Annotated in this window: 23 protein-coding genes and 1 pseudogene; 7 read left to right on the top strand and 17 right to left on the bottom strand. The window is 48.2% G+C overall.

Features of this window, described 5'->3' with window-relative positions; genetic code table 11:
- Positions 1–153 precede the first annotated feature (153 nt).
- From L6J37_RS12700 to L6J37_RS12710, 3 genes are all read right to left on the bottom strand, one after another.
- Entirely contained in the window at positions 154–2,136 is a 1,983-nt protein-coding gene (locus tag L6J37_RS12700; protein WP_237795353.1) for an SIR2 family protein, read from the bottom strand.
- A 30-nt stretch (positions 2,137–2,166) separates the two neighbouring features.
- A complete protein-coding gene (locus L6J37_RS12705) occupies positions 2,167–2,778 on the bottom strand; it encodes a phage repressor protein CI (protein WP_237795355.1) in 612 nt (203 codons plus the stop codon).
- 435 nt (positions 2,779–3,213) lie between these two features.
- A complete protein-coding gene (locus L6J37_RS12710; protein WP_237795357.1) occupies positions 3,214–4,257 on the bottom strand; it encodes a GMP reductase in 1,044 nt (347 codons plus the stop codon).
- A gap of 394 nt (positions 4,258–4,651) precedes the next feature.
- Here L6J37_RS12710 and L6J37_RS12715 point away from each other — a divergent pair, with 394 nt between their 5' ends.
- Entirely contained in the window at positions 4,652–5,044 is a 393-nt protein-coding gene (locus L6J37_RS12715; RefSeq protein WP_225445375.1) for a hypothetical protein, read from the top strand.
- A gap of 151 nt (positions 5,045–5,195) precedes the next feature.
- The gene (locus L6J37_RS12720; RefSeq protein WP_237795359.1) at positions 5,196–5,708 is read left to right on the top strand and encodes a hypothetical protein; all 513 of its coding nucleotides are present in this window, start codon (positions 5,196–5,198) and stop codon (positions 5,706–5,708) included.
- A gap of 7 nt (positions 5,709–5,715) precedes the next feature.
- Here L6J37_RS12720 and L6J37_RS12725 read toward each other — a convergent pair whose 3' ends face one another.
- Both L6J37_RS12725 and L6J37_RS12730 read right to left on the bottom strand, forming a co-directional pair.
- Positions 5,716–6,882, bottom strand: coding sequence for a cation:proton antiporter (locus tag L6J37_RS12725; protein ID WP_237795361.1), 1,167 nt, complete (start codon positions 6,880–6,882; stop codon positions 5,716–5,718).
- Between the two features lie 167 nt (positions 6,883–7,049).
- Positions 7,050–7,628, bottom strand: coding sequence for a DUF6942 family protein (locus L6J37_RS12730; RefSeq protein ID WP_218385338.1), 579 nt, complete (start codon positions 7,626–7,628; stop codon positions 7,050–7,052).
- 136 nt (positions 7,629–7,764) lie between these two features.
- Between L6J37_RS12730 and L6J37_RS12735 the strand changes: the two genes are divergently transcribed.
- The 3 genes from L6J37_RS12735 (at position 7,765) to L6J37_RS12745 (ending at position 10,503) form a co-directional block, all read left to right on the top strand.
- A complete protein-coding gene (locus L6J37_RS12735; protein WP_237795362.1) occupies positions 7,765–8,103 on the top strand; it encodes a hypothetical protein in 339 nt (112 codons plus the stop codon).
- A gap of 503 nt (positions 8,104–8,606) precedes the next feature.
- A complete protein-coding gene (locus L6J37_RS12740) occupies positions 8,607–9,257 on the top strand; it encodes a 2OG-Fe dioxygenase family protein (protein WP_192017720.1) in 651 nt (216 codons plus the stop codon).
- On the top strand, positions 9,247–10,503 hold the full coding sequence (locus tag L6J37_RS12745; RefSeq protein WP_237795363.1) for a cysteine desulfurase-like protein: 1,257 nt from the start codon (positions 9,247–9,249) through the stop codon (positions 10,501–10,503). The genes L6J37_RS12740 and L6J37_RS12745 overlap by 11 nt, the downstream gene beginning before the upstream one ends.
- Before the next feature lie 82 nt (positions 10,504–10,585).
- Here the strand turns inward: L6J37_RS12745 and L6J37_RS12750 are convergent, their stop codons facing one another.
- Together L6J37_RS12750 and L6J37_RS12755 are read right to left on the bottom strand one after the other, a co-directional pair.
- Positions 10,586–11,092: a DMT family transporter gene (locus tag L6J37_RS12750; RefSeq protein WP_237795364.1), complete on the bottom strand. Its 507-nt coding sequence runs from the start codon at positions 11,090–11,092 to the stop codon at positions 10,586–10,588.
- 34 nt (positions 11,093–11,126) lie between these two features.
- A complete protein-coding gene (locus L6J37_RS12755; RefSeq protein WP_192017717.1) occupies positions 11,127–11,582 on the bottom strand; it encodes a DMT family transporter in 456 nt (151 codons plus the stop codon).
- Positions 11,583–11,686: 104 nt separating this feature from the next.
- Between L6J37_RS12755 and L6J37_RS12760 the strand changes: the two genes are divergently transcribed.
- Positions 11,687–12,604 (top strand): LysR family transcriptional regulator, encoded by a 918-nt coding sequence (locus L6J37_RS12760; protein WP_192017716.1) that lies wholly within the window; start codon positions 11,687–11,689, stop codon positions 12,602–12,604.
- A gap of 252 nt (positions 12,605–12,856) precedes the next feature.
- Here L6J37_RS12760 and L6J37_RS12765 read toward each other — a convergent pair whose 3' ends face one another.
- The 4 genes from L6J37_RS12765 to L6J37_RS12780 form a co-directional block, all read right to left on the bottom strand.
- Entirely contained in the window at positions 12,857–13,816 is a 960-nt protein-coding gene (locus tag L6J37_RS12765; RefSeq protein WP_237795365.1) for a transposase, read from the bottom strand.
- A 324-nt stretch (positions 13,817–14,140) separates the two neighbouring features.
- On the bottom strand, positions 14,141–14,764 hold the full coding sequence (gene ureG, locus L6J37_RS12770; protein WP_192016924.1) for an urease accessory protein UreG: 624 nt from the start codon (positions 14,762–14,764) through the stop codon (positions 14,141–14,143).
- Between the two features lie 9 nt (positions 14,765–14,773).
- A complete protein-coding gene (locus tag L6J37_RS12775; protein WP_192016812.1) occupies positions 14,774–15,457 on the bottom strand; it encodes an urease accessory protein UreF in 684 nt (227 codons plus the stop codon).
- A 2-nt stretch (positions 15,458–15,459) separates the two neighbouring features.
- Positions 15,460–16,056 (bottom strand): HupE/UreJ family protein, encoded by a 597-nt coding sequence (locus tag L6J37_RS12780; protein ID WP_192016813.1) that lies wholly within the window; start codon positions 16,054–16,056, stop codon positions 15,460–15,462.
- 17 nt (positions 16,057–16,073) lie between these two features.
- On the opposite strand from L6J37_RS12780, the pseudogene L6J37_RS21495 reads away from it, so the two are divergent.
- Positions 16,074–16,154: pseudogene (locus L6J37_RS21495) on the top strand (hypothetical protein); the annotation flags it as partial.
- Here the strand turns inward: L6J37_RS21495 and ureE are convergent.
- Genes ureE through urtE form a run of 6 tightly spaced genes read right to left on the bottom strand, consistent with a single transcriptional unit; the run spans position 16,116 to position 20,753 of the window.
- Positions 16,116–16,598, bottom strand: a complete 483-nt coding sequence (gene ureE / locus L6J37_RS12785) for an urease accessory protein UreE (protein ID WP_192016814.1) — start codon at positions 16,596–16,598, stop codon at positions 16,116–16,118. The pseudogene L6J37_RS21495 and the gene ureE sit on opposite strands and share 39 nt — an antisense overlap.
- Positions 16,599–16,619: 21 nt before the next feature.
- Positions 16,620–18,323: an urease subunit alpha gene (gene ureC, locus L6J37_RS12790; RefSeq protein WP_237795366.1), complete on the bottom strand. Its 1,704-nt coding sequence runs from the start codon at positions 18,321–18,323 to the stop codon at positions 16,620–16,622.
- 2 nt (positions 18,324–18,325) lie between these two features.
- Entirely contained in the window at positions 18,326–18,724 is a 399-nt protein-coding gene (locus tag L6J37_RS12795; RefSeq protein ID WP_192016816.1) for an urease subunit beta, read from the bottom strand.
- Between the two features lie 26 nt (positions 18,725–18,750).
- Positions 18,751–19,053, bottom strand: coding sequence for an urease subunit gamma (ureA, locus tag L6J37_RS12800; RefSeq protein ID WP_192016817.1), 303 nt, complete (start codon positions 19,051–19,053; stop codon positions 18,751–18,753).
- Positions 19,054–19,071: 18 nt separating this feature from the next.
- On the bottom strand, positions 19,072–20,061 hold the full coding sequence (locus L6J37_RS12805) for an urease accessory protein UreD (RefSeq protein ID WP_237795368.1): 990 nt from the start codon (positions 20,059–20,061) through the stop codon (positions 19,072–19,074).
- Entirely contained in the window at positions 20,058–20,753 is a 696-nt protein-coding gene (gene urtE, locus L6J37_RS12810) for an urea ABC transporter ATP-binding subunit UrtE (protein ID WP_192016818.1), read from the bottom strand. The genes L6J37_RS12805 and urtE overlap by 4 nt, the downstream gene beginning before the upstream one ends.
- Positions 20,754–20,774: the final 21 nt, after the last annotated feature.

A 20,774-nucleotide genomic window follows, 5' to 3' on the forward strand; every position in this document is an offset into this window, starting at 1 on the left:
TAAGTGGCCTTTTTGTGATGATATTTACTTATTAGCTAACCCTTTGAGGTACTCTTTGTATTCCTCAGTAGCTTGTTGTGTTGGAAGATTTTTTTTGTCTTTCATAGACGTCTCCGTATGGTTGTTTCTGTAACTTATTGATAAATATGTGTTTTAAGCTTCTGGTTGTTGGCTTGTGTTTTCTGGTTTTTCTTTACCATTAGCTTTGTTCTTGGGTTGTTGAATGCCTGGAGCTCCTTCAGAATCTTTCTCAACAACTGCATTTGAATGCTCATCTGATTCAACTTTACCATAATTTTCAGATTCTGTAGTGATTTCGTTCACTTCTTCGCTATCTTCATCAAGATACTCTATGCCTCGATCTTCAGCAATTCTTATTATCTTTGAGAAGAGTGGATTTGGGACGAGCTTCATGATTGGTTGATTTTTCATCAGTAAATCAATAAGATAGTCTTCTTTTAAGTTCTTGGCTGCTTCTTCCACTAGATCCTCTTTATTAAGGAAGATAGCTAAACCAAACATTACCCAGTAGTCAGTGTTCGAAATAACATTGTTTAGATTTGACTGCAATCTAGATTTTAGCTGCTCTGGTAGGCTTTGCTGACTTAATTTAATACACAAAGCAATATTAAGATCTAATAAATGTGCAGTTCGGTCATTGATATTAGTGTTATTTGATTTTAGTGTTTCGAAGATTGTTTGAGTTTTAGAGTATTCTTTGGCTGAAATTAGATCAACAGCCGCCGTCATTAATCGACCAACATCTTTATTAGTTAGGTTGCTAAGATCTTTTAAATGGACTATTAATTTATCTAGCGCCTCTAAATTATCCGAACACCCCATACCTGATATTGATTTAATTGCAATGGAAATAGCTTCGGCGCTGTTTTTCTTATCTAGAGCCATCATTGCATAATTTAATGCAAGATCATAGTCTTTATTTCGTAATGCTGCATCCGCTAACAAGATATTAGGAGCAGAAAAAACATGTAGGTTTCCAAAAAAATCACTTTTGGTCACTTGAGTATCTTGTAATAACTGCTCAATTGCCTCTTTTAAACGTTCTCCCCCGCCAGACTCGTTTTCTTTCATTAACTCTCCAAGCCTATTAATCAATGACGTTGCTGAATGATAATTTTGAAGGTTTTCTGAAAGTCTAACCATGTCATTATTAATATATGTATTGTTATGGTAGTTGGACTCTTCATTTTCAAGTTCATCAGATTCATCTAAGCGTGAGTCAAAAATTTTGTTTAATCTATCAGCTAATGAAGAATATGGATTAGAAACTTCGTCTTGTAACTGAATTCCAATATTATGATGAACTTCAGCCATGAATTCATCAAATCCTTCAATTTCAACAATATGGAATCTCGGGAATCTAGCCAAATTTTCTAAATCAGACGGTAGGCTACTTAAATCCGTACCTTTTCTTACGCACCAATAAATACCATGAGGAAAGTTTGCTTCGCTATGTAATAGGGTATTTAAGGTGTCCATAATTGAACGGTCATTACCTGCATAACCAACAAAAATCATTCCAAACTCTGACGCGTACTGTCTGAACTTGGAACGCATATTGTCTTCTAGCGACTCTAATTCTCTTACGGTATTCTTTATGTTGTCGAAAAGAAAGTCGCCATGAAGTTTGATAATTTTAGGTCTTGGCGATGTTAGCCTAACAGATTTTATACTTGAGTCATGAGCTGAAACAATAGGCTTTAAGTCAGAAGTAAATGTGTAGCATGCCTCATTAATGAGGTCATCAAAATTTGTAGTAAAAACAGTGTTGAATATATTGTTCTTTAACAGGTTGGCTAAATAGATATAGCCCCAGGATGGAGTTGCATCCTTAATACAATTTTCTATAAAATCTCTGCGTTGACTTGGTTGATCGTATAATGCCTCAAATAATTCAGAATATTCTATTGGCTTATCATGCCAACTCTGTTTTTTCAACTTCTCTAATGAGTGCATTTCAGAATAAGCACTGCGCCATTCTTTTATTAACTCTCCGGCGCTTTTAACACCACTGGTGACACTTGCACCTGCACCTAAGAAGAGTGTGAAGTTAGGGTTGTTAGTGGTTTTTAAAATATTTGTTAAATGTTTTTGTGGTTTAAGTTCAATAGCCATGTTGTCCCTTAGAAAATAAAAAATGTTGAGTTAAAATAAAACCTTCCCCAAAACCTCAATATCCCTTTCATCCAGCTGCACTGTAGAGTTGGAGAACTCAATCGCTACCTTGTTGCCAGGCAGTTTTTGCAGCGAGTTGATAGACACATCCCCGTCAATTCTGATCAAGTAAACGCCATTGACTGGTTTTGTTTTATTGGCGTCTATATAGTCAAGCTGATTTGCTTGTTGGACAACTATCAACCTATCAAACTCAGGTAGAGTATTAATGAATCTTGCATCAAGCGTCATGGCCTTCTGTGGTGTAAATTCTCCATCTTTAAGGCTGAAAAGCGGAACTTGCATCACTTGAAGCTTTTCTTTAGGTGCTGCCGCTTGCTCATACATTTCCCCTTCGCCGAGTAGTAACCAACGAAGTGATACACCAGTGGTTAGGTGTACTCGAACCGCAATTTCAAAAGGTGTTTGCTCACGCTGATGCCAGGTTGAAATAGTACCTTTGCCTACTCCTAGTACCTCAGTTAGCTCCTTGTACTCACTCAAATGTAGAGCCTCAACCAATCTTGAAGTCACATTTTTGCCGCCCTCATATGAAAAAGGCTCGATTTTTTCTTGGTGCGAACTCATTTGTGGATCTACCATTCATGCATCGGTAAATGTATTCGGCTTTGTATGGCAGCAAACTGAACACAATTGAATGACTAAGCAACTCACAAGGATACCACCATGAACAATTCTTCAATAGTGTTCAATGCACCACTTTGTCACAGTTCAGAAATTCTCTGAAATCTCAGTCAATACCATCGGCCAGGTGAACAAAATGATTCACGAAGGCCGGCTACCCATTCGCCCCAAAACCCCAGGTAAGCCAAAGGAAAAGCCACTCATCAACAGGGTGGCTTTATCGAATGAAGGCGCAGAAGCCGTTTTCTAATTAAGTCATTTGAATATATCGCCAAGGTCAGGATGCCACCATGTTTTCAAATGCGTAATTTTGATGAAGAAGGGATGACATCTGTATCAAAAAGGCCGCATCAGCGACCTTTTTGATTTGATTCTTTTTTATAGCACTGATGATCACTCTTTCCCGTACACGTTATTTTCTTGCTCACGAACACGGATGAAAGTGGTGCGTTTGGTGAGCTCTTTGAGCTTCGCCGCGCCAACGTAGGTGCAGGTTGAGCGCACGCCGCCCATGATATCCTGGATGGTGTATTCTACTGGGCCGCGGTAAGGCAATAGTACGGTTTTTCCTTCAGCGGCACGGTAGTTGGCAACACCGCCGGAATGCTTGTCCATCGCGCTCTGAGATGACATGCCATAAAATTTCATGAATTGCTGGCCGTCTTTTTCAACGATTTCGCCGTTGCTTTCTTCATGGCCGGCCAGCATACCGCCCAGCATCACGAAATCGGCACCGCCGCCGAAGGCTTTAGAGACATCGCCGGCACAGGTGCAACCGCCGTCACCAATGATCTGTCCGCCCAGTCCGTGCGCGGCGTCTGCACATTCGATAATGGCAGACAGTTGCGGGTAGCCGACACCGGTTTTCACGCGAGTGGTGCACACTGAACCCGGGCCGATACCTACTTTGACTATGTCTGCACCCGCCAGAATCAGCTCTTCCACCATGTCGCCGGTGACAACATTACCCGCGCTGATGACTTTGTCGGGGAATGCGTTACGGACTTTTCCCACGTACTCGACCAGATGCTCAGAGTAACCGTTCGCAATATCGATGCAGATAAACATCAGATCGTCGGTCAGCGCCATGATGTCTTTGGTTTTCTGAAAATCCGCATCTGATGTACCGGTAGAAACCATGGCGTGTTTGAGTACATCAGCCGGGTTTTCATTGATGAAACCGTCCCAGTCCTCAACCGTATAGTGTTTGTGAATGGCGGTCATGACATTGTGTTTTGCCAGTGCTTTTGCCATGTCAAAGCTGCCGACTGAGTCCATATTGGCAGCAATAATGGGAACGCCTGACCATTGACGGCCGCTATGCTTGAATGTAAAATCGCGGGTTAATTCAACTTGAGATCGGCTTTTCAGGGTTGAACGTTTCGGGCGAAACAGTACATCTTTGAATCCCAGTTTCAGGTCTTGTTCGATACGCATGGAAGTTCCTTCTTTATCTTCAATGTGATTATCGGATATTGCTCGTCAGGTATGCGCTATTGGCAGATAGCAATTTTCCTGAAGAGCAGGCACAAAAAAACCGGAGCGTTGGCAGACGCTCCGGTTTTCAGCATTATAGGCGCAGTTATTTTTTCTACAAGCCTGAATAATGCATTTTTTTTATGGTATCCTCCCAAAGATTGCATCCGGACGTTTCCCCCGATTGCTACAATCAGGTGACGTTTTGGTGAATCCTCAAGCACTCAAATCACTTCATAACCAGACGCGGATGACTTCCTGAATCCGAATGTCAAATTTATCATTTTTCTCTTCCAATCTGTTTCAATCCTTGGATAATCCTATGAGTCTCGCTGGCTAAGTGGATCGATTTACCTTGTTTAATAAAAGAAAAACAAAACAGATATTCCCGCTGGATTTCTACGGTGAAGATGGCAGCTGGCGCTTTATTCTGCGGGCTTACTCGTCTGATGAAGTTCTGGATGCTATGTATTGGCGCGCATATATTTCTTGTCACCGGAAGGAGTTTGATCTGCTTCATCTGGCGATCGACAAGTTCAACTATAAGTACAACTACTCGGCCTCTGACGTCTCGGAGTTGCATTTGGGGGCCGTGGGGTCTGCGATGCGGGTTAATATGATGGGTCCGATTGTGCCGGTTAAGCATTTGCTGGCCAATATTGCTGAAAGGCTGGAAAACAAGACGGTCAGCGGTGAGAAATCCCAGGCCGCAACGCATACTGGCCACCTTCAGGCTAAGTCATCTTAAGCGTTGAAGAATGGCCCGAATGACGAGTGAATATATAAAAGGAGCGATGGCTCCTTTTTTAATGTCTGATTTTGGTAAAAGCTTGTGGAGACATTATCTTAAGTTCGCTATGTTAGTAAACGAATCTGACAATAATCATGTAGGTGAATGGATGAACTCATGGACGCAGAGCAGATATCTGGCCGTCTCTTTGTTGCTGGCGAGTCAGTTAGGGCTGGCCACCGCTGCGCATGCCACCACAGAGCTGGCATCCATGTCAGAGTTGGTGGGCAAGTGGCAGTGTCTTCCGGATGAGAAGGCATCAGACAAGGAAGAGAGCTGGGTGAATTATGATTTTCATCATGATGGCAAAGTTAATTCTAAAGAATGGATTCGCTATCAGGATCAAGGCAAAACTGAGCTGGAATTCAACCTGTTTGTCGACTATCACCTTGAGTCACTGGAAGGTGAGTACCGTTTAAAACCGTTATCAATGAAACGGGAAATACTGACAGATCCCAATCAGGCCAATCCTTTTGGCTATGATGCGCAACGCGATCTCATGGGTTACCGTATTTTCCTGCAGCCTGTGATGAAAGGAAAAAACAAAGCGCAGTTCGAAATGTGGTATCACATTACCCCGCAGAATCATTTTTCTATGCAATGTCAGCGTCAGGCCGCCTGACGCGTGTTCAGTCTTTACGCAGATCGCTCACGCTTGAAATCGGCGTAGGAAAGCGGCTCACTACCCAGTAAGTGGACAGGATGAAAGTAGTGAGTGTCGCGGTTTGAATAAAGAGCATACCCTGATCGGAAACCAGACCGGCGGTTAAGGCAGAATAAGCCAGCAAGAGTGAAAACTCGCTGGCTTGGCTGAGCCGGGCAGACAGTTCCTGAGGCGCTTTTTCCTTGGCCAGCTTCAATGCAACAATGAATCCAGCTGCTTTTACTGCCACTAGCAGTACCCCGAACAGCCCACCCCACAGCAACACGGTCCCACCTTGTGTGATATCCATTTTTGCGCCCACCGCGAAGAAAAACAGAATCAGAAAAAACTCCCGCAAAGGTTTCAGGTGCAGGGAAATGGCTTGCGAAACCCGACTGATAGCAATGGATAGCCCGGCGACGAAAGCGCCGATTTCATAGGATAATCCCGCCAGATGAGCCGTTTCCGCCCACAGCAGGCACCATGCCAGTGCGGTAACAAAGGTGTATTCCTGAATCACATCAAAACGACGAAACAGGGGGAGCACCAGATAGCGGACGCCTAAATACGCCAGCAGGCAGAGCAATCCTAGTTTCAGCAGAATGAGTACAAAGGCGCTGATCATGACATCAGGCTCACGCACATTCAGAAACAGAATCACAATGATAGCCAGCATGTCCTGTATCAGTAGTACACTGGTCATAACTTCCCCCACACGCTGATGGTGAAGGGTGGTGGTCGGGATCAATTTCAGCCCTATGACGGTACTTGAGAACATCAGTGCGGCGGCAGCCACAAGCGAGTCGCCAAGGGACAGACCAATCAGCAAGCTAAATCCCAGTGTCACCAGAAAGAAGAGACAGCAGGTACCCAGTGTGATCAGTGCGCTTTCTTTAAAGAGACTCAGCAGCTTGAAAGGTTGCAGGTTCAGGCCTAGCAGGAACAGCAAGAGAATGACACCGAACTGGCCGAATTGGATGATTCTGTCGCTGTCATTCAGCAAGCCTAACCCGCTAGGGCCAAGGGCAATGCCGGCAACGATGTACGCCAGAATAATAGGCTGGCGGGCATACAGGAACATTGTGCCTATTAACGCTGAACTGACCACAATGATCCCGAGTTCGAAAATCATGGTTTGCAGTTCATTTAACATACAGCACCCATACGACAGCAATCAGGCTTGTTGATCCCTTAAAAGCATAGATGCTTTAGTGGGACAGGCACTATTGCGACGGGTAAATTGCTTTAGCGAAATGCTTTAGCGGGACAGGCACTATTGTGACTGACTAATCGGATGCCATGCCGTAGAGGGACAGACGCTTATATGTGGCGGGCAAATCCGGCTAGGGTATTCGCCAATCGATCTATTTTGCTATTGGAGAGCTGGCGATAGTCAAAGTAGGGACAGATGACCAACCTGTGCTCGCGGTTAATTGCGAATTCATTATCCAGCCAGATGAGAGGCACCGTCAGTTTCTCCTCGTGAATCAGTTTCTTGGCGTAGGTTCTTCCCATAATGATGTGGTAGCGAGGGGTAGAATCTGGTGCATCAAGAACGGGAGGATTGAATAACAGCGCTGTCTGGCTGGATTGCTGGAGAAGGAAATCATCTCTGTACGACTGCCAGCTCGGGGCGTTCGTTGAATGGGGGAACAACTTGCTGTCGAGGGCATAAATCAGCTTTGCGTATACGTTGAACACTTTTCGCCAACCGTTGCCGCACGCCTGGCCGATAGCCTTTATTTCACCTGAGGCAGCAGGCTGTAATTGATCCAGATATGCCATCCCGGGCACGTCTGGCCGGTTTTCGATATAAGCGGCTAAGGAAAAGTCGGGACATCCCAGCCCGATAAGGTGTTGCGTGCTATCTTCGGCGAAAGTATTTGTATTTTCAGGCATCTGTGTCGATCTTCTTTGTATGCAGTATGTTGAGTGAATGTAAGCGTGATTTTACTTAAGGTTTACTTGCGGTTGACACTGCTTTACCAAGCTATATGTACGCTGTACACATATGCAGAAAAACAGGTAGTGTTATATGAAAACTCTATGGATTGGTATCTTGTGCTTGTCTCTGATCGCACCAGCAACCAGTTGTGCTCATGGTGGCAGAGACCATGGTTATGATCATGGTTATAAAAAATATTATAAGCATAAAAATAAGCACAGACACCATCATCATCGTAAACCGGCCAGACATTATCACCATCATGAGGTTGTCGTTATTAAGGAACGCCCTCGCAGGGAGTATCACCGAACCAATTTACCCGAATTGGTGACCTTTGCTGTGGTATCAGGCATTACCTATGCCATTATTGATAACGCATTTTATAAAAAATCTGGTGATAATTACGTTTATACCCCACACCGTCCTTAAGCTGCCACCAGCCTGTTCCGTTTATCCTCCAGATTTACAGACCTTCTGTCAGAAATGGCAGGAGGTTTTTTGTATTCAACGTTTTCATTTCCTCTGCGCATGTACTGAATATCAATATTTCTGGTGGGATACATATCACAAACGGTATTTTATGCTGCCTTTTGATGGGTTCACAGCGGTTCCACAACTTGAGTGTTAAAGCGGTAATCTTTTAAAATCAGATGGTTACGCTTTTATCTAGCAAAGAACACTGCTTTTTCGTGAAGCCAGATTGAAATAATAGATTGTTAGCCCAGTCATATCCACTTATATGGTTTAGTATTCTTAATTTTAACTGTTATGTGAAGTTTATATCTGCTTGGTATTGGCTTTGTCGAATTTTCCTTTACTCTATCTTGTAACTGAATTGTTAATCTCATGTTTGTGGTTTGCTGCAAACGGGAGAGCGTCCGACACAGTTGCGGACGGCTAGGGATAAGGCGCTGCTAAGAGGAGCTGATGCAATGAATGTTTCACTGGGTCGTACTTTTCAACTCACACAACTAAGCGGACAGGCTATCAATGAGCTTTCCCCTTCGTTCAATCATTTGCCTAAAACCGGGCACGCAGATGGCGAGTACCGTCTTCGCCGTTATTCCATTGTGAAAGCGACCGCCAATGGCGTGCAGCACATGCCGCCCAGGGCCTTTGTGCAATCTGACGACATTAACCACTTTCAGGGCAATGTCAGCCGCAGTTTTGAGCCTTTGGAAGACAAGATACTTTTCAGTGCTGGGATGCATGAAATGTGTGAAGTGTTCAAACGTGCCAATGCCTTATCAGATGATCAGGAAATTGAAATTCATCAGATCCGTATTGCCGCGCTGGAGGGTGAGACTCAGGTAGCGCCAGAAGGGGTTCATCAGGATGGTTTTAATCACATTGCGGTGATTGGGATTGGACGTGAAAACATCGAGGGCGGTGAGTTTCTGGTCTACAAGAATAAAAATCAACTGCCTTTTTTGAGCATGGCGCTCGAGCAGGGTGAAGTCGCTATTCTGGCCGATGATCAGCTCTGGCATAATGCACGTCCGATTAAGGCTGTGAAGAAAGATCAACAAGGCTACATGGATCTCTTTGTTTTGACAGCCCGGGAGACTCAGTATGCACTTTGATGTATCAAGTGTTCGACAGCAGTTCCCCGCACTGGCTCAACAGATCAATGATGCACCTGTGTATTTCTTTGACGGACCGGGCGGAGCACAAGTACCTGCCAGTGTGTTACAGGCGATGACGGATTATCTTGGCCGTTATAATGCCAATCTTGGCGGTTCGTTTTTCTCCAGTGAGGTGACAGTGTCACTCATGGCAAAGGCGCGTGAGTCTGTTCAGGCCTTGCTGAATGCGCCGTCACCCGACAATATTGTCTTCGGTCCGAATATGACTTCACTGACTTTTCAGCTCAGCCGCGCCATTTCACGCGACTGGAAGCAAGGTGACGAAGTGATCGTGACGTCTCTGGATCATTATTCGAACGTGTCCAGCTGGCAGCAAGCGGCGGATGATAAAGGAGTATTGGTTCGTCAGGTTCGGGTGAATGAAGCCGACTGCACACTGGACTATGAGCACTTTGAGTCTTTGCTGAATAATAAAACGCGGCTGGTGGCCGTCACTTATGCGTCGAATACAACCGGCTCGCTGGTGGACATTGCACGTATTGTTAAAGCAGCACACAGTGTTGGCGCGCAAGTCTATGTTGATGCTGTGCACTATGCTCCACACAAGCTGGTGGATGTGCAGGCACTGGGTTGTGATTTTCTGGCATGTTCAGCCTATAAGTTCTTTGGCCCGCATGTGGGAATCGCTTATGTGGCACCTCAGTGGCTGCAGACATTGAAGCCGTATAAAGTTGAACCTGCTACCGATATCGGTCCGGGACGTTTTGAAACGGGAACCCAGAACTTTGAGGGTTTGGCGGGTGTAGTGGCTGCGATTGACTATCTGGCACAGTGGGGCGATCCGCAAGACGGCTTACGCGAGCGTCTGGCAGCCAGTTACTCTCAGTATCAGTCTCATGAAGAAGCGCTGAGTCAGCACTTTTTGAACCGGGTCAGAAAATTCAGCAACATCACTTTGCTGGGTATCGAGGATGATAAACGGCTCGCAGAACGCACTCCGACTTTTGCGATACGTATTGATAATGTACCGCCGTCGGATATAGCCTCTCACCTGGGTCAACAGAATATGTGCGTCTGGAACGGGCACTTTTATGCGTTAGGCTTGTGCCAGCAGCTAGGAGTGCTTGAAGGTGGCGGCGTCGTCCGAATTGGTTTCATGCATTACAATACTCAAGCAGAAATTGATCGACTTTTTGAAGCGTTAGCGCCGTTTTTGAACCCTGTTTCTAAACCTTGTTTCTGAACAATTAATAACAATTATTACTGCCATTTGCAGAACACTGTCACAGGCTTAATCCATTAAGCTGAACGAATGAAAGCCCGCGTTATCTCGCGGGCTTTTTGTTGTTGAGTGCATGATACCCCAGCTCAACATCGGGTTTTCTGTATGGGTTGACCTGACGCTGCTGGTTGAGATACACACCGAATAAAATCAATATCATTCCCGCGATTGGCCAGATCATATCTAAAAGTGACTGTCCCTTTATGAACAGCAAAACCAGGGAAAGTGACACGCTCACCAGCATTTGCCCGCTGATCACCAGTAAGCTTGTTCGCATCGCTCCAATTCTGGGGAGCACAAAGCTATTAATTGCCACAAATAACACACCAATGACTCCCCCAGCGTAAGCACTTAATGGTGCATTTTGTGGCAAAGAGAAAGAACTGCCATGAACAGGCAGCACGAGTAGTGACAGAAAGATAAACCCTATCAGGTGATTCCAGTAAGATGAGAGCATTGCAGTGCGGTCAAGACTTAACCGACCGTTCAAAACGCGGCTCAGGCTAATACAGATACCGTTGAGTACAGCAAGAAAAATGAACCAGGACATGGCTTATCCTCATTAATCAGTAATATTTTAATAATCAGCTGGGTGTAAAAATGATCAGCATGCTGCCCGAGAGAATGCAGCACACCACGGCTAAATCTTGAGAAGAAATTTTCCTTTTATTCGAGCCCATCAGTCCGAACACATCACTAAACATCCCGAAAAGTGTCTGTCCCACCAGCATAAAGGCCACAGAACCCGACAGGCCCAACGGGCTATTCACCGTAGCCGTAGCCAGAATAACGGTAAATGCACCGGGTATACCGCCCAGATAAGCCCACTTTGGAATTGGTTTGGAGGCCGGGCGCGTCTGTTTACTCCGAACATGACAGACAAACAATATAAAGCCAGCAAACGCTGCACCTATGCCATGTGCAATCCAGGAGGCCAAGACTGGAGAGCTGTATGCGGCTAACTGGCTGTTGAGCACAATCATGAGTGACAACACAGCACCAGCAAAAAGCGCAAGCAGAGCAGGGGGGAATTTCAACATGGGTAATCCACTCATTGTGTAGTTTCTAAGATAGATTTTATATTGTGTATGTGAGGTTTATAATTGGGTTAATTTGAAAAACACTGTTGAGGTTTAGTATACAAATGCGTGATAACGATGCTTTCAGTGCCATTCCAGTTTTCGTCACTGTGGTGGAATGTGGCAGCTTTTCTGCAGCGGCTGAACGGTTGGGGATCACTAAATCTGCAGTCAGTAAACGTATCAATCACCTTGAGGCAAAACTGGGGACGCGTTTACTGAACAGGACTACGCGCAGCCTTAGTCTGACCGATGCCGGTGAGCAGTACTTTGAATCTGCCAGAGCCGCTTATCAGCTTGCTCGTGAGGCTGAGGATAAACTTGGTCAGTTACAGGGCAACCCCAGCGGGCTGCTAAAAGTGACTGTCCCGATGACGTTTGGACGTCTGCACATCAGCCCGTTGATCCCTGAGTTTCTGCAACGATATCCCGACATCCGACTGGAGATGACATTGGATGACAGAATGGTTGATCTTGTCGAAGGGGGTTATGATCTCTCCATCCGTATTGGTCATATACCTGAATCCAGCCTTGTTGCGCGGCGGTTAGCACCTTGCCGAAGTGTGCTTTGCGCTGCTCCGCACTATTTGGAAAAGCACGGTACTCCACAGTCACCAGCGGATTTACAGAATCATAACTGCCTGTATTACAGCTATTTTCGTGGTGGTGCTGAATGGCGATTTGACGGGCCTGCTGGTGTTGAGAGCATTCAGCCCAGAGGGAATTACCAGGCCAATAACAGTGAAGTGCTGCGAGATGCTTTGGTTGCTGGCTTGGGCATTTGTCAGATGCCGACCTTTATCGTGGGGGCGGATTTAGCTTCAGGGAAATTGATTCCGGTAATGCCAGATTATGCGTTGCCGCTGCATGCTGTGTATGCCATGTTTCCAGAACGTAAACATTTACCTGAGAAAGTAAGGGTGCTGATTGACTATCTGGTGGATAAGTTGGGAGGCGATGAGCCGCGCTGGGATCGCTTTTAGGAGGACAGGCACTTTTACGGGAAACCTAAATGGGACAGGCAAATTAGTGATCTAACTGGTTGTGTATTAACAGAGGTAGCTATTCTGACTGATAGGGTTCGGACTGATAACAAAAGTGGGGGCTGATGTGCCGGGAAAGTTGCGGCTAGCCCGTAAAATTAGCAAAACGGTAAAAATGAGCAGTGATTTGAGATGCGTTGACCCGATCTAAAATCTTATGCTGAAGCTTTGTAACGATTCACCGATCAAGGTCTAATTAGTGGATAATTGAGTACCAGAAATTCGTTTCCGTCCTACTAATGACAGGCAGGCTTTCATTGATGACTTTGCCCCAATCATATTGCCTTTCTCAAATCGTTTGTAAGTGCGAAGCCAGTGAGAGTTATTCAATCCTAATCGCTTAAGAATGGGTGGCGCATCGTGAGCGATCTGCCCCGTTTTTCCTTCATGAAAATGCCTGCCTATCCAGTCGAGAAGTTCCAGGTAATCCGCCAGATGATAGGGGATTCCTTCTTGCGTGCTGTTGTTTTGGCCAATAAAAGGATAGAGGTAAGCCACACTGGCTTTGGGATTGCGCGAGTTATCGAGACGGAATTGGACTGACGTGAAGTCTGATGTTTCCGGTGTTTCAGCTATACCGGCACGGACGGGGTTTAAATCGACATACGCCATAGCTGCGGCCAGTGCTTTATCATCCAGCAGGGCCTGACTTTTGAATCGTCCCTCCCAGAAGTGTCCGCTACAGCCATCTTCTTTATTCGCTTCGGAAGCAATGAATTGATTGAGCAACCGCATAAACCAGCTGATGCTGTAGAGACGCTGTCGCCAGGTCTGAATGATGGAACAGACTGCGTTGTATTCATCCTGGGTATGAATATCACCCCGCAGATAGCGTTGGATCAAGACGGGAGGATTGTGAAATGATAGCCAGCGATCAATGACGTCACTGTCAGTCAAAGAGTCGGCTTTGGCTTTGTTAATATGCAGCACAAGGTGATAGTGATTACTCATGATGGCGTAAGCACAGAGGTCGATGCAAAACACTTTTGCTAATGCAAACAGCCTGTCTTCAACCCAGCTACGGCGGTGCTCATAACTGACACCGGACTCCTTATCCTGTCCGCAGAGGAAAGCGCGACGCACACACCGGGAAATGCAGTGGTAATAGGCGGTGGCTTCAAGGCAAATTTGGTGGTGTCTGGCTGTTGTCATGGAAGCGTTCACAAATAAATAACTGGATGTATGAACAGTATATGAGGGCGGTTTGGATGAGAAGTCGGATAGTGAAAAAATCGATGCGATGCACAGTGAGGTGTAATTGAGATAGCTGTAACTTTCAGGTAATCCGCAGAATCTGTCTTGAAGTGCCTGTCCTTTTATGGGTCCGTCCTTTTATGGATCCTCTTGCGAGCTTTAATCAGAGGAGAAAGAGTGACAGCTTTTATGCTGCCACGCTTGGTCATTCTTTGTTGATAATCAGCTCTGCGCCCTTTCGGCAAAAGTGCCTGTCCCGTTAACTAGCTTCCCATGCAGAGGCTAGCTTGCTCTCTTCAGCATTCCTGCTGTTTCAATAAACTCGATGATGGCTTCAAGTCCTTGTTTTTCTTTGAGGTTGGTAAACACATATGGTTTGGTCGGACGCATGCGCTGGGTGTCGGCTTCCATCACTTCCAGAGACGCGCCTACATACGGGGCAAGGTCGATTTTGTTGATGATCAGCAGATCGGAGCGGGTAATTCCCGGGCCACCTTTACGGGGTATTTTTTCCCCTTCTGCTACATCGATGACATAGATGGTTAAATCAGCCAGCTCCGGGCTGAAGGTGGCACTGAGATTGTCGCCACCGCTTTCTACAAAGACCACGTCCAGTGTTTTATGGCGTTTCGCCAGTTCCTCCACAGCGGCCAGGTTCATGGAGGCATCTTCACGAATCGCGGTATGAGGGCAGCCGCCGGTTTCTACACCTATGATGCGGTCGGCTTCCAGCGCTTCGGCACGAGTCAGAATTTTGGCATCTTCCTGGGTATAGATGTCGTTGGTAACCACCGCGATGTTGTATTTATCACGGATGGCTTTGCACAATACTTCCAGTAAGGCGGTTTTTCCTGAACCGACCGGGCCACCGACGCCAATGCGAAGAGGTTGTTTGTAATCCATTATCATGTCTCCTTAGGAACGGAATAAGCGTGTGTATTGGGTTTCATGCCGGCTGGAGGCAATGGCTTGCGCCGGAGCGAAGCTGCTCACATCATCATCTTGTATGGCTGCAGAACATGCGACTGCCTCCGCCAGCAAGGACGACAGTTCCAGCAGTAGCTGTTGTCCCGCCGTTTGTCCCAGAGGGATGAGTTTCACGCCCGCCATAGTGGTATTTTCCAGCCAGCTCCACAGGTAGCCACGACAAAGCGCATCCAATTCTATTCCCCAATGCGTGGCAGCCAGAGCAAAGCCGGAAAGCTGGTTATCTCCTACCAGTCCCACATGTTGTGGCAACGGTATCTCCAGTTGTTGCAGCAGTGTGGCCGTTGCCTGCCCACGCTGTTTTTCTTCCTGTCTGAGTTCTTTGGTTTCCCGGCTGGCGTATAGCCACTGATTCCATTTTGCTATCGCCTGTGTGTCTTCACATTGCCAAGCCTGATACAGCCGTCTGAGAACAGGCAGTTCAAGAGTGATCAGGCTTTGATTCAGCATGTCTCTGAGCCAGTTCCCCAGGGTGATTTTGTCATGGATCCAGCCTTGTTCGACCGCCCATTCCAGTCCCTGCGAATAGGTAAAAGCACCGATTGGCAGGGAAGGGCTGATCAACTGATAGAGCCGAAACTCAGCCGTGGTATCAGAAAAAGGGGTAACCATCACTAGGAAGCCAGAGCCAGCATTACGCCGCTAAAAGCCAGTACCGGACTTAGCCAGCGGGCCGGAACTGCCCGGCCAATGAAATTACCGGCAATCAGGATTCCGGTAGCGCTGACCAGCATACCCGGCGCAAAAGACAACAGCGCTGAGGCCGGTGCTTCAACACCGTGTGCCCAGCCGTGTGCCAGTAACATGGCGACAGATAACATTGAGCCGAGGGTTGCAAGGTAACTGCGGCCAAAGGCTTTAAAGCCCAGCGTAGCGGCGGCGACAAATACTGAACCCAGAATCAGGATTTCCATACCACTGAAACCGCCGGTGATCGCACCAAACGCCAGGCCAAGCAGAATGCTGGCCAGTGCGCTGACCATGAGAGACATCTGCTTTTTCAGTCCCGGGGTCTGCGCTGACAGGAAACCCACCCCCAATAGCATGGCCAGGTGATCAAGGCCGGTCAGTGGGTGAGTTACGCCAGCCATAAAAGAATTGATGATGGTGCCGGCTTCCTGGCCATGACCGACGTGGGCAAACGCCGGCGCTGACAGTAAAATGCCTGTCCCGATAAAGGCAATACGTTGTTTATTTGAACCTTGGTGCATGTGAAGTTCCTTTTCTTATGAAAGTCATTCTATGGTGGAAAAACAGGTGTGATCCGGGCTTAATGCTCGTGCTCATGATGGTGGTGATGGCTGTGTCCGCCACCTTGCTGGCCGCCATATGCCCCGGATTCGGGCTCAAACGGCGCCTGTTCTACAGTGACTGTCCCGCCAAGGCCATGCACCATGTCATCGAGCACATGATCATGTTGATAACGCAGCCAGTTCGCATGAATCTGTAAAGGCACATGGCGGTTGCCAAGGTGATAACACAGGCGGGCCAGCAGGTGTGAATCGTCGCAGTAGACGCTGGAGACAGACTCTGGCGCGGCCAGGACAGTCACTGCAAAGCCGTCATCGTTTGTGAGCAGATCACCATCGCGCAAAATGTAGCCGCGCGGCAGAAAAAGCCCGGCGGCACGACCATCATCCAGAGTGACTTTCAACCGGCTTTTTTTACGAGAATCGATGGGCAGGCTTAAGGTGGCATTGCTCGCATTGTCTGTGCGTTCCGCGGCGGGAATAAAGCGGGTTAACTCAATCATAATTGCATCCTGCTGTTTTGATTAGAATAAGAAATAACGCTGTGCCATAGGCAGTTCAGTGGCCGGTTCGCAGATCAAGAGTTCGCCATCGGCACGAACCTGATAGGTTTGTGAGTCCACTTCAATATTGGGCAACCAGTCGTTGAGTTTCATGTCTGACTTACGGATGGTACGGCAACCCTTCACGACGCCGATTCGGCTTTGCAGCCCTAGAGATTGGGCCACACCTTCTTTGTCGGCCAGCTGAGACAGAAACAGCATAGAAGTCTGTTGGCTGGCTTTGCCAAAGCTGCCGAACATAGGGCGGTAATGCACGGGCTGCGGTGTCGGGATCGAAGCATTCGGATCGCCCATAGGTGCTGCCGCTATCATGCCGCCTTTGATAATGGCACTGGGTTTGACGCCAAAAAAGGCCGGTTTCCACAGCACCAGATCAGCCAGTTTACCGGGTTCGACTGAGCCGACTTCGTGGCTGATCCCATGAGTTATCGCTGGGTTAATGGTGTACTTGGCGATATAACGCTTAAGGCGGAAATTATCATGATGTGACGGGTCTTCTTTCAAGCTACCACACTGTACTTTCATTTTGTGTGCCGTCTGCCAGGTGCGAGTGATCACTTCGCCAACACGGCCCATGGCCTGTGAATCTGAAGAAATCATCGAGAAAGCCCCCAAATCATGCAGTATGTCTTCAGCGGCAATGGTCTCGCGGCGTATCCGGGACTCGGCGAAAGCCACATCTTCGGCAATCGAGGGATTCAGGTGATGACATACCATCAGCATATCAAGGTGTTCATCCACGGTATTGATGGTGTACGGCCGGGTCGGATTGGTCGACGATGGCAGCACATTGGCGATCCCTGCGGCACGAATAATGTCCGGCGCATGGCCACCTCCAGCCCCTTCTGTGTGATAAGTATGAATCACACGATCGCCGATCGCAGCCAGGGTCGATTCCACAAAACCGGATTCATTCAGCGTGTCGGTGTGGATGGCAACCTGGATATCGGTGTTCTCTGCAACGCTCAGGCAGCAGTCAATGGATGCAGGCGTAGTTCCCCAGTCTTCGTGCAGTTTCAAGCCAATGACACCGGCGGCGACCTGTTCGTACAATGCGTCCGGCAGGCTGGCATTGCCTTTACCTAACAAACCGAAATTCATCGGAAAGCTATCCAGTGCTTCTAGCATGCGGTGAATATTCCACGGCCCTGGCGTGCAGGTCGTCGCATTGGTGCCAGTCGCCGGTCCGGTACCACCGCCAATCATAGTGGTGATGCCCGACATCAGCGCTTCTTCAATTTGCTGGGGGCAGATGAAATGGATGTGAGCATCAATGCCACCGGCTGTCAGTATCTGACCCTCGCCAGCGATGATTTCAGTACCGGGGCCGATGATGATATCGATATTCGGCTGGATATCCGGGTTGCCTGCTTTACCAATGGCACTGATGCGACCGTTTTTGACAGCCACGTCGGCTTTGACGATACCCCAATAATCGAGGATAACGGCATTGGTGATCACCAGATCCGGGGTCTGTGATGAAGGTCGCTGACTCTGGCCCATGCCGTCCCGGATCACTTTACCGCCACCAAATTTTACTTCGTCGCCATAAACGGTGTAGTCTTTTTCCACTTCCAACCACAGCTCGGTATCCGCCAGCCGAAGCTTATCGCCCGTTGTCGGACCAAACATTTCCCCATAGGCCTGTCTGGACATGGTTGCCATAATTATTGCTCTCCCTGCTTATCATCCGTGGGCCTGTCGCCGGCCTGGTCCAGCGATCCCATAACCTTTCCCTGAAAGCCATAGACTTTCCGGTCTCCGGCAAAAGCAACCAGCTCTACCGTGCGGCTCTGGCCCGGCTCGAAACGAACTGCGGTGCCCGCTGCGATATTGAGCCGGAAGCCTCGGGTCTTATCACGATCAAACTGCAGCGATTCGTTGGCCTCGCAGAAATGGTAATGCGAACCGATTTGCACCGGACGATCGCCGAGATTTGCCACACTCACCTGACAGGTTTCGCGGCCAGGATTGAGGGTAATGTCGCCGGCGGCGGTTCGCAGCTCACCGGGGATCAGTGTGGATACTGGTTTAGCCTGTCTGTCCTGATTCGTTTCCTTACTCATTAAAGTGTCTGTCCTTTTAGAAGTCGCTATACGATGGGTTCATGAACCGTGACCAGCTTGGTGCCATCCGGAAAGGTTGCTTCAACTTGTACATCGTGAATCATGGTGGCGACACCTTCCATGACGTCATCCTGGGTCAGAATTGTGCGTCCGTAGTCCATCAGTTCAGCGACTGTTTTGCCCTCGCGGGCACCTTCAAGAATTTCGGCACTGATCAGCGCAATAGCCTCGGGGTAATTGAGCTTGAGGCCTTTGGCCTTACGGCGTTCAGCCACCAGAGCCGCGGTGAAAATCAGCAACTTATCTTTTTCTCTTGGTGTTAATTCCATGTTTGAGCCTTGTGTCAATCAGGTTGCCCATATCCGGGGTGGCAGGGGAAAAGTGCCAGACCAGTGCGCACGTGTGTGCTGCCAGATACGGGTGAAAAGTTGTAAGAGAGGTTCTGTGCCCTGTGCCAGAGCACGAACCGCAAGCAGGCCGTCAATATGAGTCACACCTGCTATCAGATTGTTTTTACTTGCACTCTCATGATGCTGATTTAGCAAATCCTGTACCACAATGAGCAGTTCGTCGTTTTCTCCGGCAATCAGTAGGGTCGCATTCATCGGAAAATCGCGCAGGCTGGCGGCACGAGAAGGCTGGGACAGCGAGGCATTGAGGTTCATGCCTTCGGCCAATACGAGGGCGTCGTCAAGAAATACCCGACAGTGCCCTGCGATATGCCCTGTTTCGAAGCACTCATTCAGTGCAGGGCGTCCAAAACAGTGCATTTCCCAGCCGATAAAGCGCCCGCCTGGTGCAATGTGAATATCTGTGTTGAATCTGACCTTCGCTCCTGGGAAGTGGATGTTTTCCTGAGGCAGCCACTCCAATTGTGCCCCCGACGTCACGCTGAGGATTTGTCGCTGGTGTGCCAGCTTGCCGTCAGAGCGATAAAATTTCGTCGCTCCGGGTGTTGTCACCAATGCGTGAGCACCTTCGCTGACGTGCGCTGTTATCGTCAGTTGATCACCACCGACGACACCGCCGGGCGGGTGAAGCAGATAGGTGTGACAAACCGGGCCTTCGGGATAAAGGGGTCGCTGTACCGCCAGCGGTCCTTTCTGGCTTCGTTGCCTGAGCACGGTTTTGTCTCCGCGATCAGCAAAGCCCAGCTGTATCTCTGCCAGCCAGCCTCTATTTGTGTCTGTCCCGTTTAGATTGCTGCGCTCACTGGGCTGAAGTGACTGTCCCTTTAGTTTTTCGCGTGGATTGCCCGCTGCTGATTGTGTCTGTCCCATTAGAGGTAATGTGCCTGTCCCTTTAAGTTGGGCTGCCTTCAGATCGCTCTGCGTCATACGGTGAGGTACTCCTTGATGTGAGTCTCAGAGAGGTTGGCCATTTCTCCACTGGTGACTGTTCGTCCCCTGTCCAGCAGACAAAAGCGATCGCCGACTTTACGTGCAAAAGGCAGTTTTTGCTCCACCAGCAGCACAGTCAGGCCGAGCTCGTGGTTTAGCTTTCGGATGATGTCACCGATTTCTTGTACGATATTGGGCTGTATGCCCTCGGTGGGTTCATCCAGTAAGAGTAATGTCGGGTCCAGCACCAGTGCCCGGGCGATCGCTAGCTGTTGCTGCTGCCCGCCTGATAAGTCGCCACCCCGTCGGTGCAGCATGTCTTTTAACACCGGGAACAGGTCGTAGATGTAGGAGGGAATACGTCTGTCACCGCGCGGGCGAACTGGCAGGCCAATCTGCAGATTTTCTTGTACAGTCAGTAGGGGAAAGATTTGCCGTCCCTGAGGCACATAGCCCAGGCCGCAGCGCGGGCGGGCTTCGGTTGTCAGCGGTAATAAATTCTGCCCGTTAAAGGTAATTTGCCCGCTGCGGGCTTTGATTAAGCCCATGATGCATTGCAGCAGTGTGGTTTTGCCCACGCCGTTCCGACCCATCAGCACGGTGCACTGGCCTTCGGGGACAGACAGTTCAAGATCCCACAGGGTATGGCTTTCACCGTAAAACTGGTTCAATCCTTGTATTTCTAACATAGTGATTCCTTTTTACGATCA

The organism is Photobacterium sp. WH77, assembly GCF_022014395.1.
GTDB lineage: Bacteria > Pseudomonadota > Gammaproteobacteria > Enterobacterales > Vibrionaceae > Photobacterium > Photobacterium arenosum.

Excerpts from the sequence above, each read along its gene's own strand:
- L6J37_RS12795 (WP_192016816.1), bottom strand. The coding sequence starts at position 18,724 with ATGAGTAAGGAAACGAATCAGGACAGACAGGCTAAACCAGTATCCACA.
- L6J37_RS12720 (WP_237795359.1), top strand. The coding sequence starts at position 5,196 with ATGAACTCATGGACGCAGAGCAGATATCTGGCCGTCTCTTTGTTGCTG.
- L6J37_RS12730 (WP_218385338.1), bottom strand. The coding sequence starts at position 7,628 with ATGCCTGAAAATACAAATACTTTCGCCGAAGATAGCACGCAACACCTT.
- L6J37_RS12725 (WP_237795361.1), bottom strand. The coding sequence starts at position 6,882 with ATGTTAAATGAACTGCAAACCATGATTTTCGAACTCGGGATCATTGTG.
- L6J37_RS12735 (WP_237795362.1), top strand. The coding sequence starts at position 7,765 with ATGAAAACTCTATGGATTGGTATCTTGTGCTTGTCTCTGATCGCACCA.
- L6J37_RS12755 (WP_192017717.1), bottom strand. The coding sequence starts at position 11,582 with ATGTTGAAATTCCCCCCTGCTCTGCTTGCGCTTTTTGCTGGTGCTGTG.
- ureA (WP_192016817.1), bottom strand. The coding sequence starts at position 19,053 with ATGGAATTAACACCAAGAGAAAAAGATAAGTTGCTGATTTTCACCGCG.
- L6J37_RS12805 (WP_237795368.1), bottom strand. The coding sequence starts at position 20,061 with ATGACGCAGAGCGATCTGAAGGCAGCCCAACTTAAAGGGACAGGCACA.
- L6J37_RS12765 (WP_237795365.1), bottom strand. The coding sequence starts at position 13,816 with ATGACAACAGCCAGACACCACCAAATTTGCCTTGAAGCCACCGCCTAT.
- L6J37_RS12760 (WP_192017716.1), top strand. The coding sequence starts at position 11,687 with ATGCGTGATAACGATGCTTTCAGTGCCATTCCAGTTTTCGTCACTGTG.
- L6J37_RS12780 (WP_192016813.1), bottom strand. The coding sequence starts at position 16,056 with ATGCACCAAGGTTCAAATAAACAACGTATTGCCTTTATCGGGACAGGC.
- L6J37_RS12750 (WP_237795364.1), bottom strand. The coding sequence starts at position 11,092 with ATGTCCTGGTTCATTTTTCTTGCTGTACTCAACGGTATCTGTATTAGC.
- ureC (WP_237795366.1), bottom strand. The coding sequence starts at position 18,323 with ATGGCAACCATGTCCAGACAGGCCTATGGGGAAATGTTTGGTCCGACA.
- urtE (WP_192016818.1), bottom strand. The coding sequence starts at position 20,753 with ATGTTAGAAATACAAGGATTGAACCAGTTTTACGGTGAAAGCCATACC.
- L6J37_RS12745 (WP_237795363.1), top strand. The coding sequence starts at position 9,247 with ATGCACTTTGATGTATCAAGTGTTCGACAGCAGTTCCCCGCACTGGCT.
- L6J37_RS12740 (WP_192017720.1), top strand. The coding sequence starts at position 8,607 with ATGAATGTTTCACTGGGTCGTACTTTTCAACTCACACAACTAAGCGGA.
- ureE (WP_192016814.1), bottom strand. The coding sequence starts at position 16,598 with ATGATTGAGTTAACCCGCTTTATTCCCGCCGCGGAACGCACAGACAAT.
- L6J37_RS12700 (WP_237795353.1), bottom strand. The coding sequence starts at position 2,136 with ATGGCTATTGAACTTAAACCACAAAAACATTTAACAAATATTTTAAAA.
- L6J37_RS12705 (WP_237795355.1), bottom strand. The coding sequence starts at position 2,778 with ATGGTAGATCCACAAATGAGTTCGCACCAAGAAAAAATCGAGCCTTTT.
- L6J37_RS12775 (WP_192016812.1), bottom strand. The coding sequence starts at position 15,457 with ATGGTTACCCCTTTTTCTGATACCACGGCTGAGTTTCGGCTCTATCAG.
- L6J37_RS12710 (WP_237795357.1), bottom strand. The coding sequence starts at position 4,257 with ATGCGTATCGAACAAGACCTGAAACTGGGATTCAAAGATGTACTGTTT.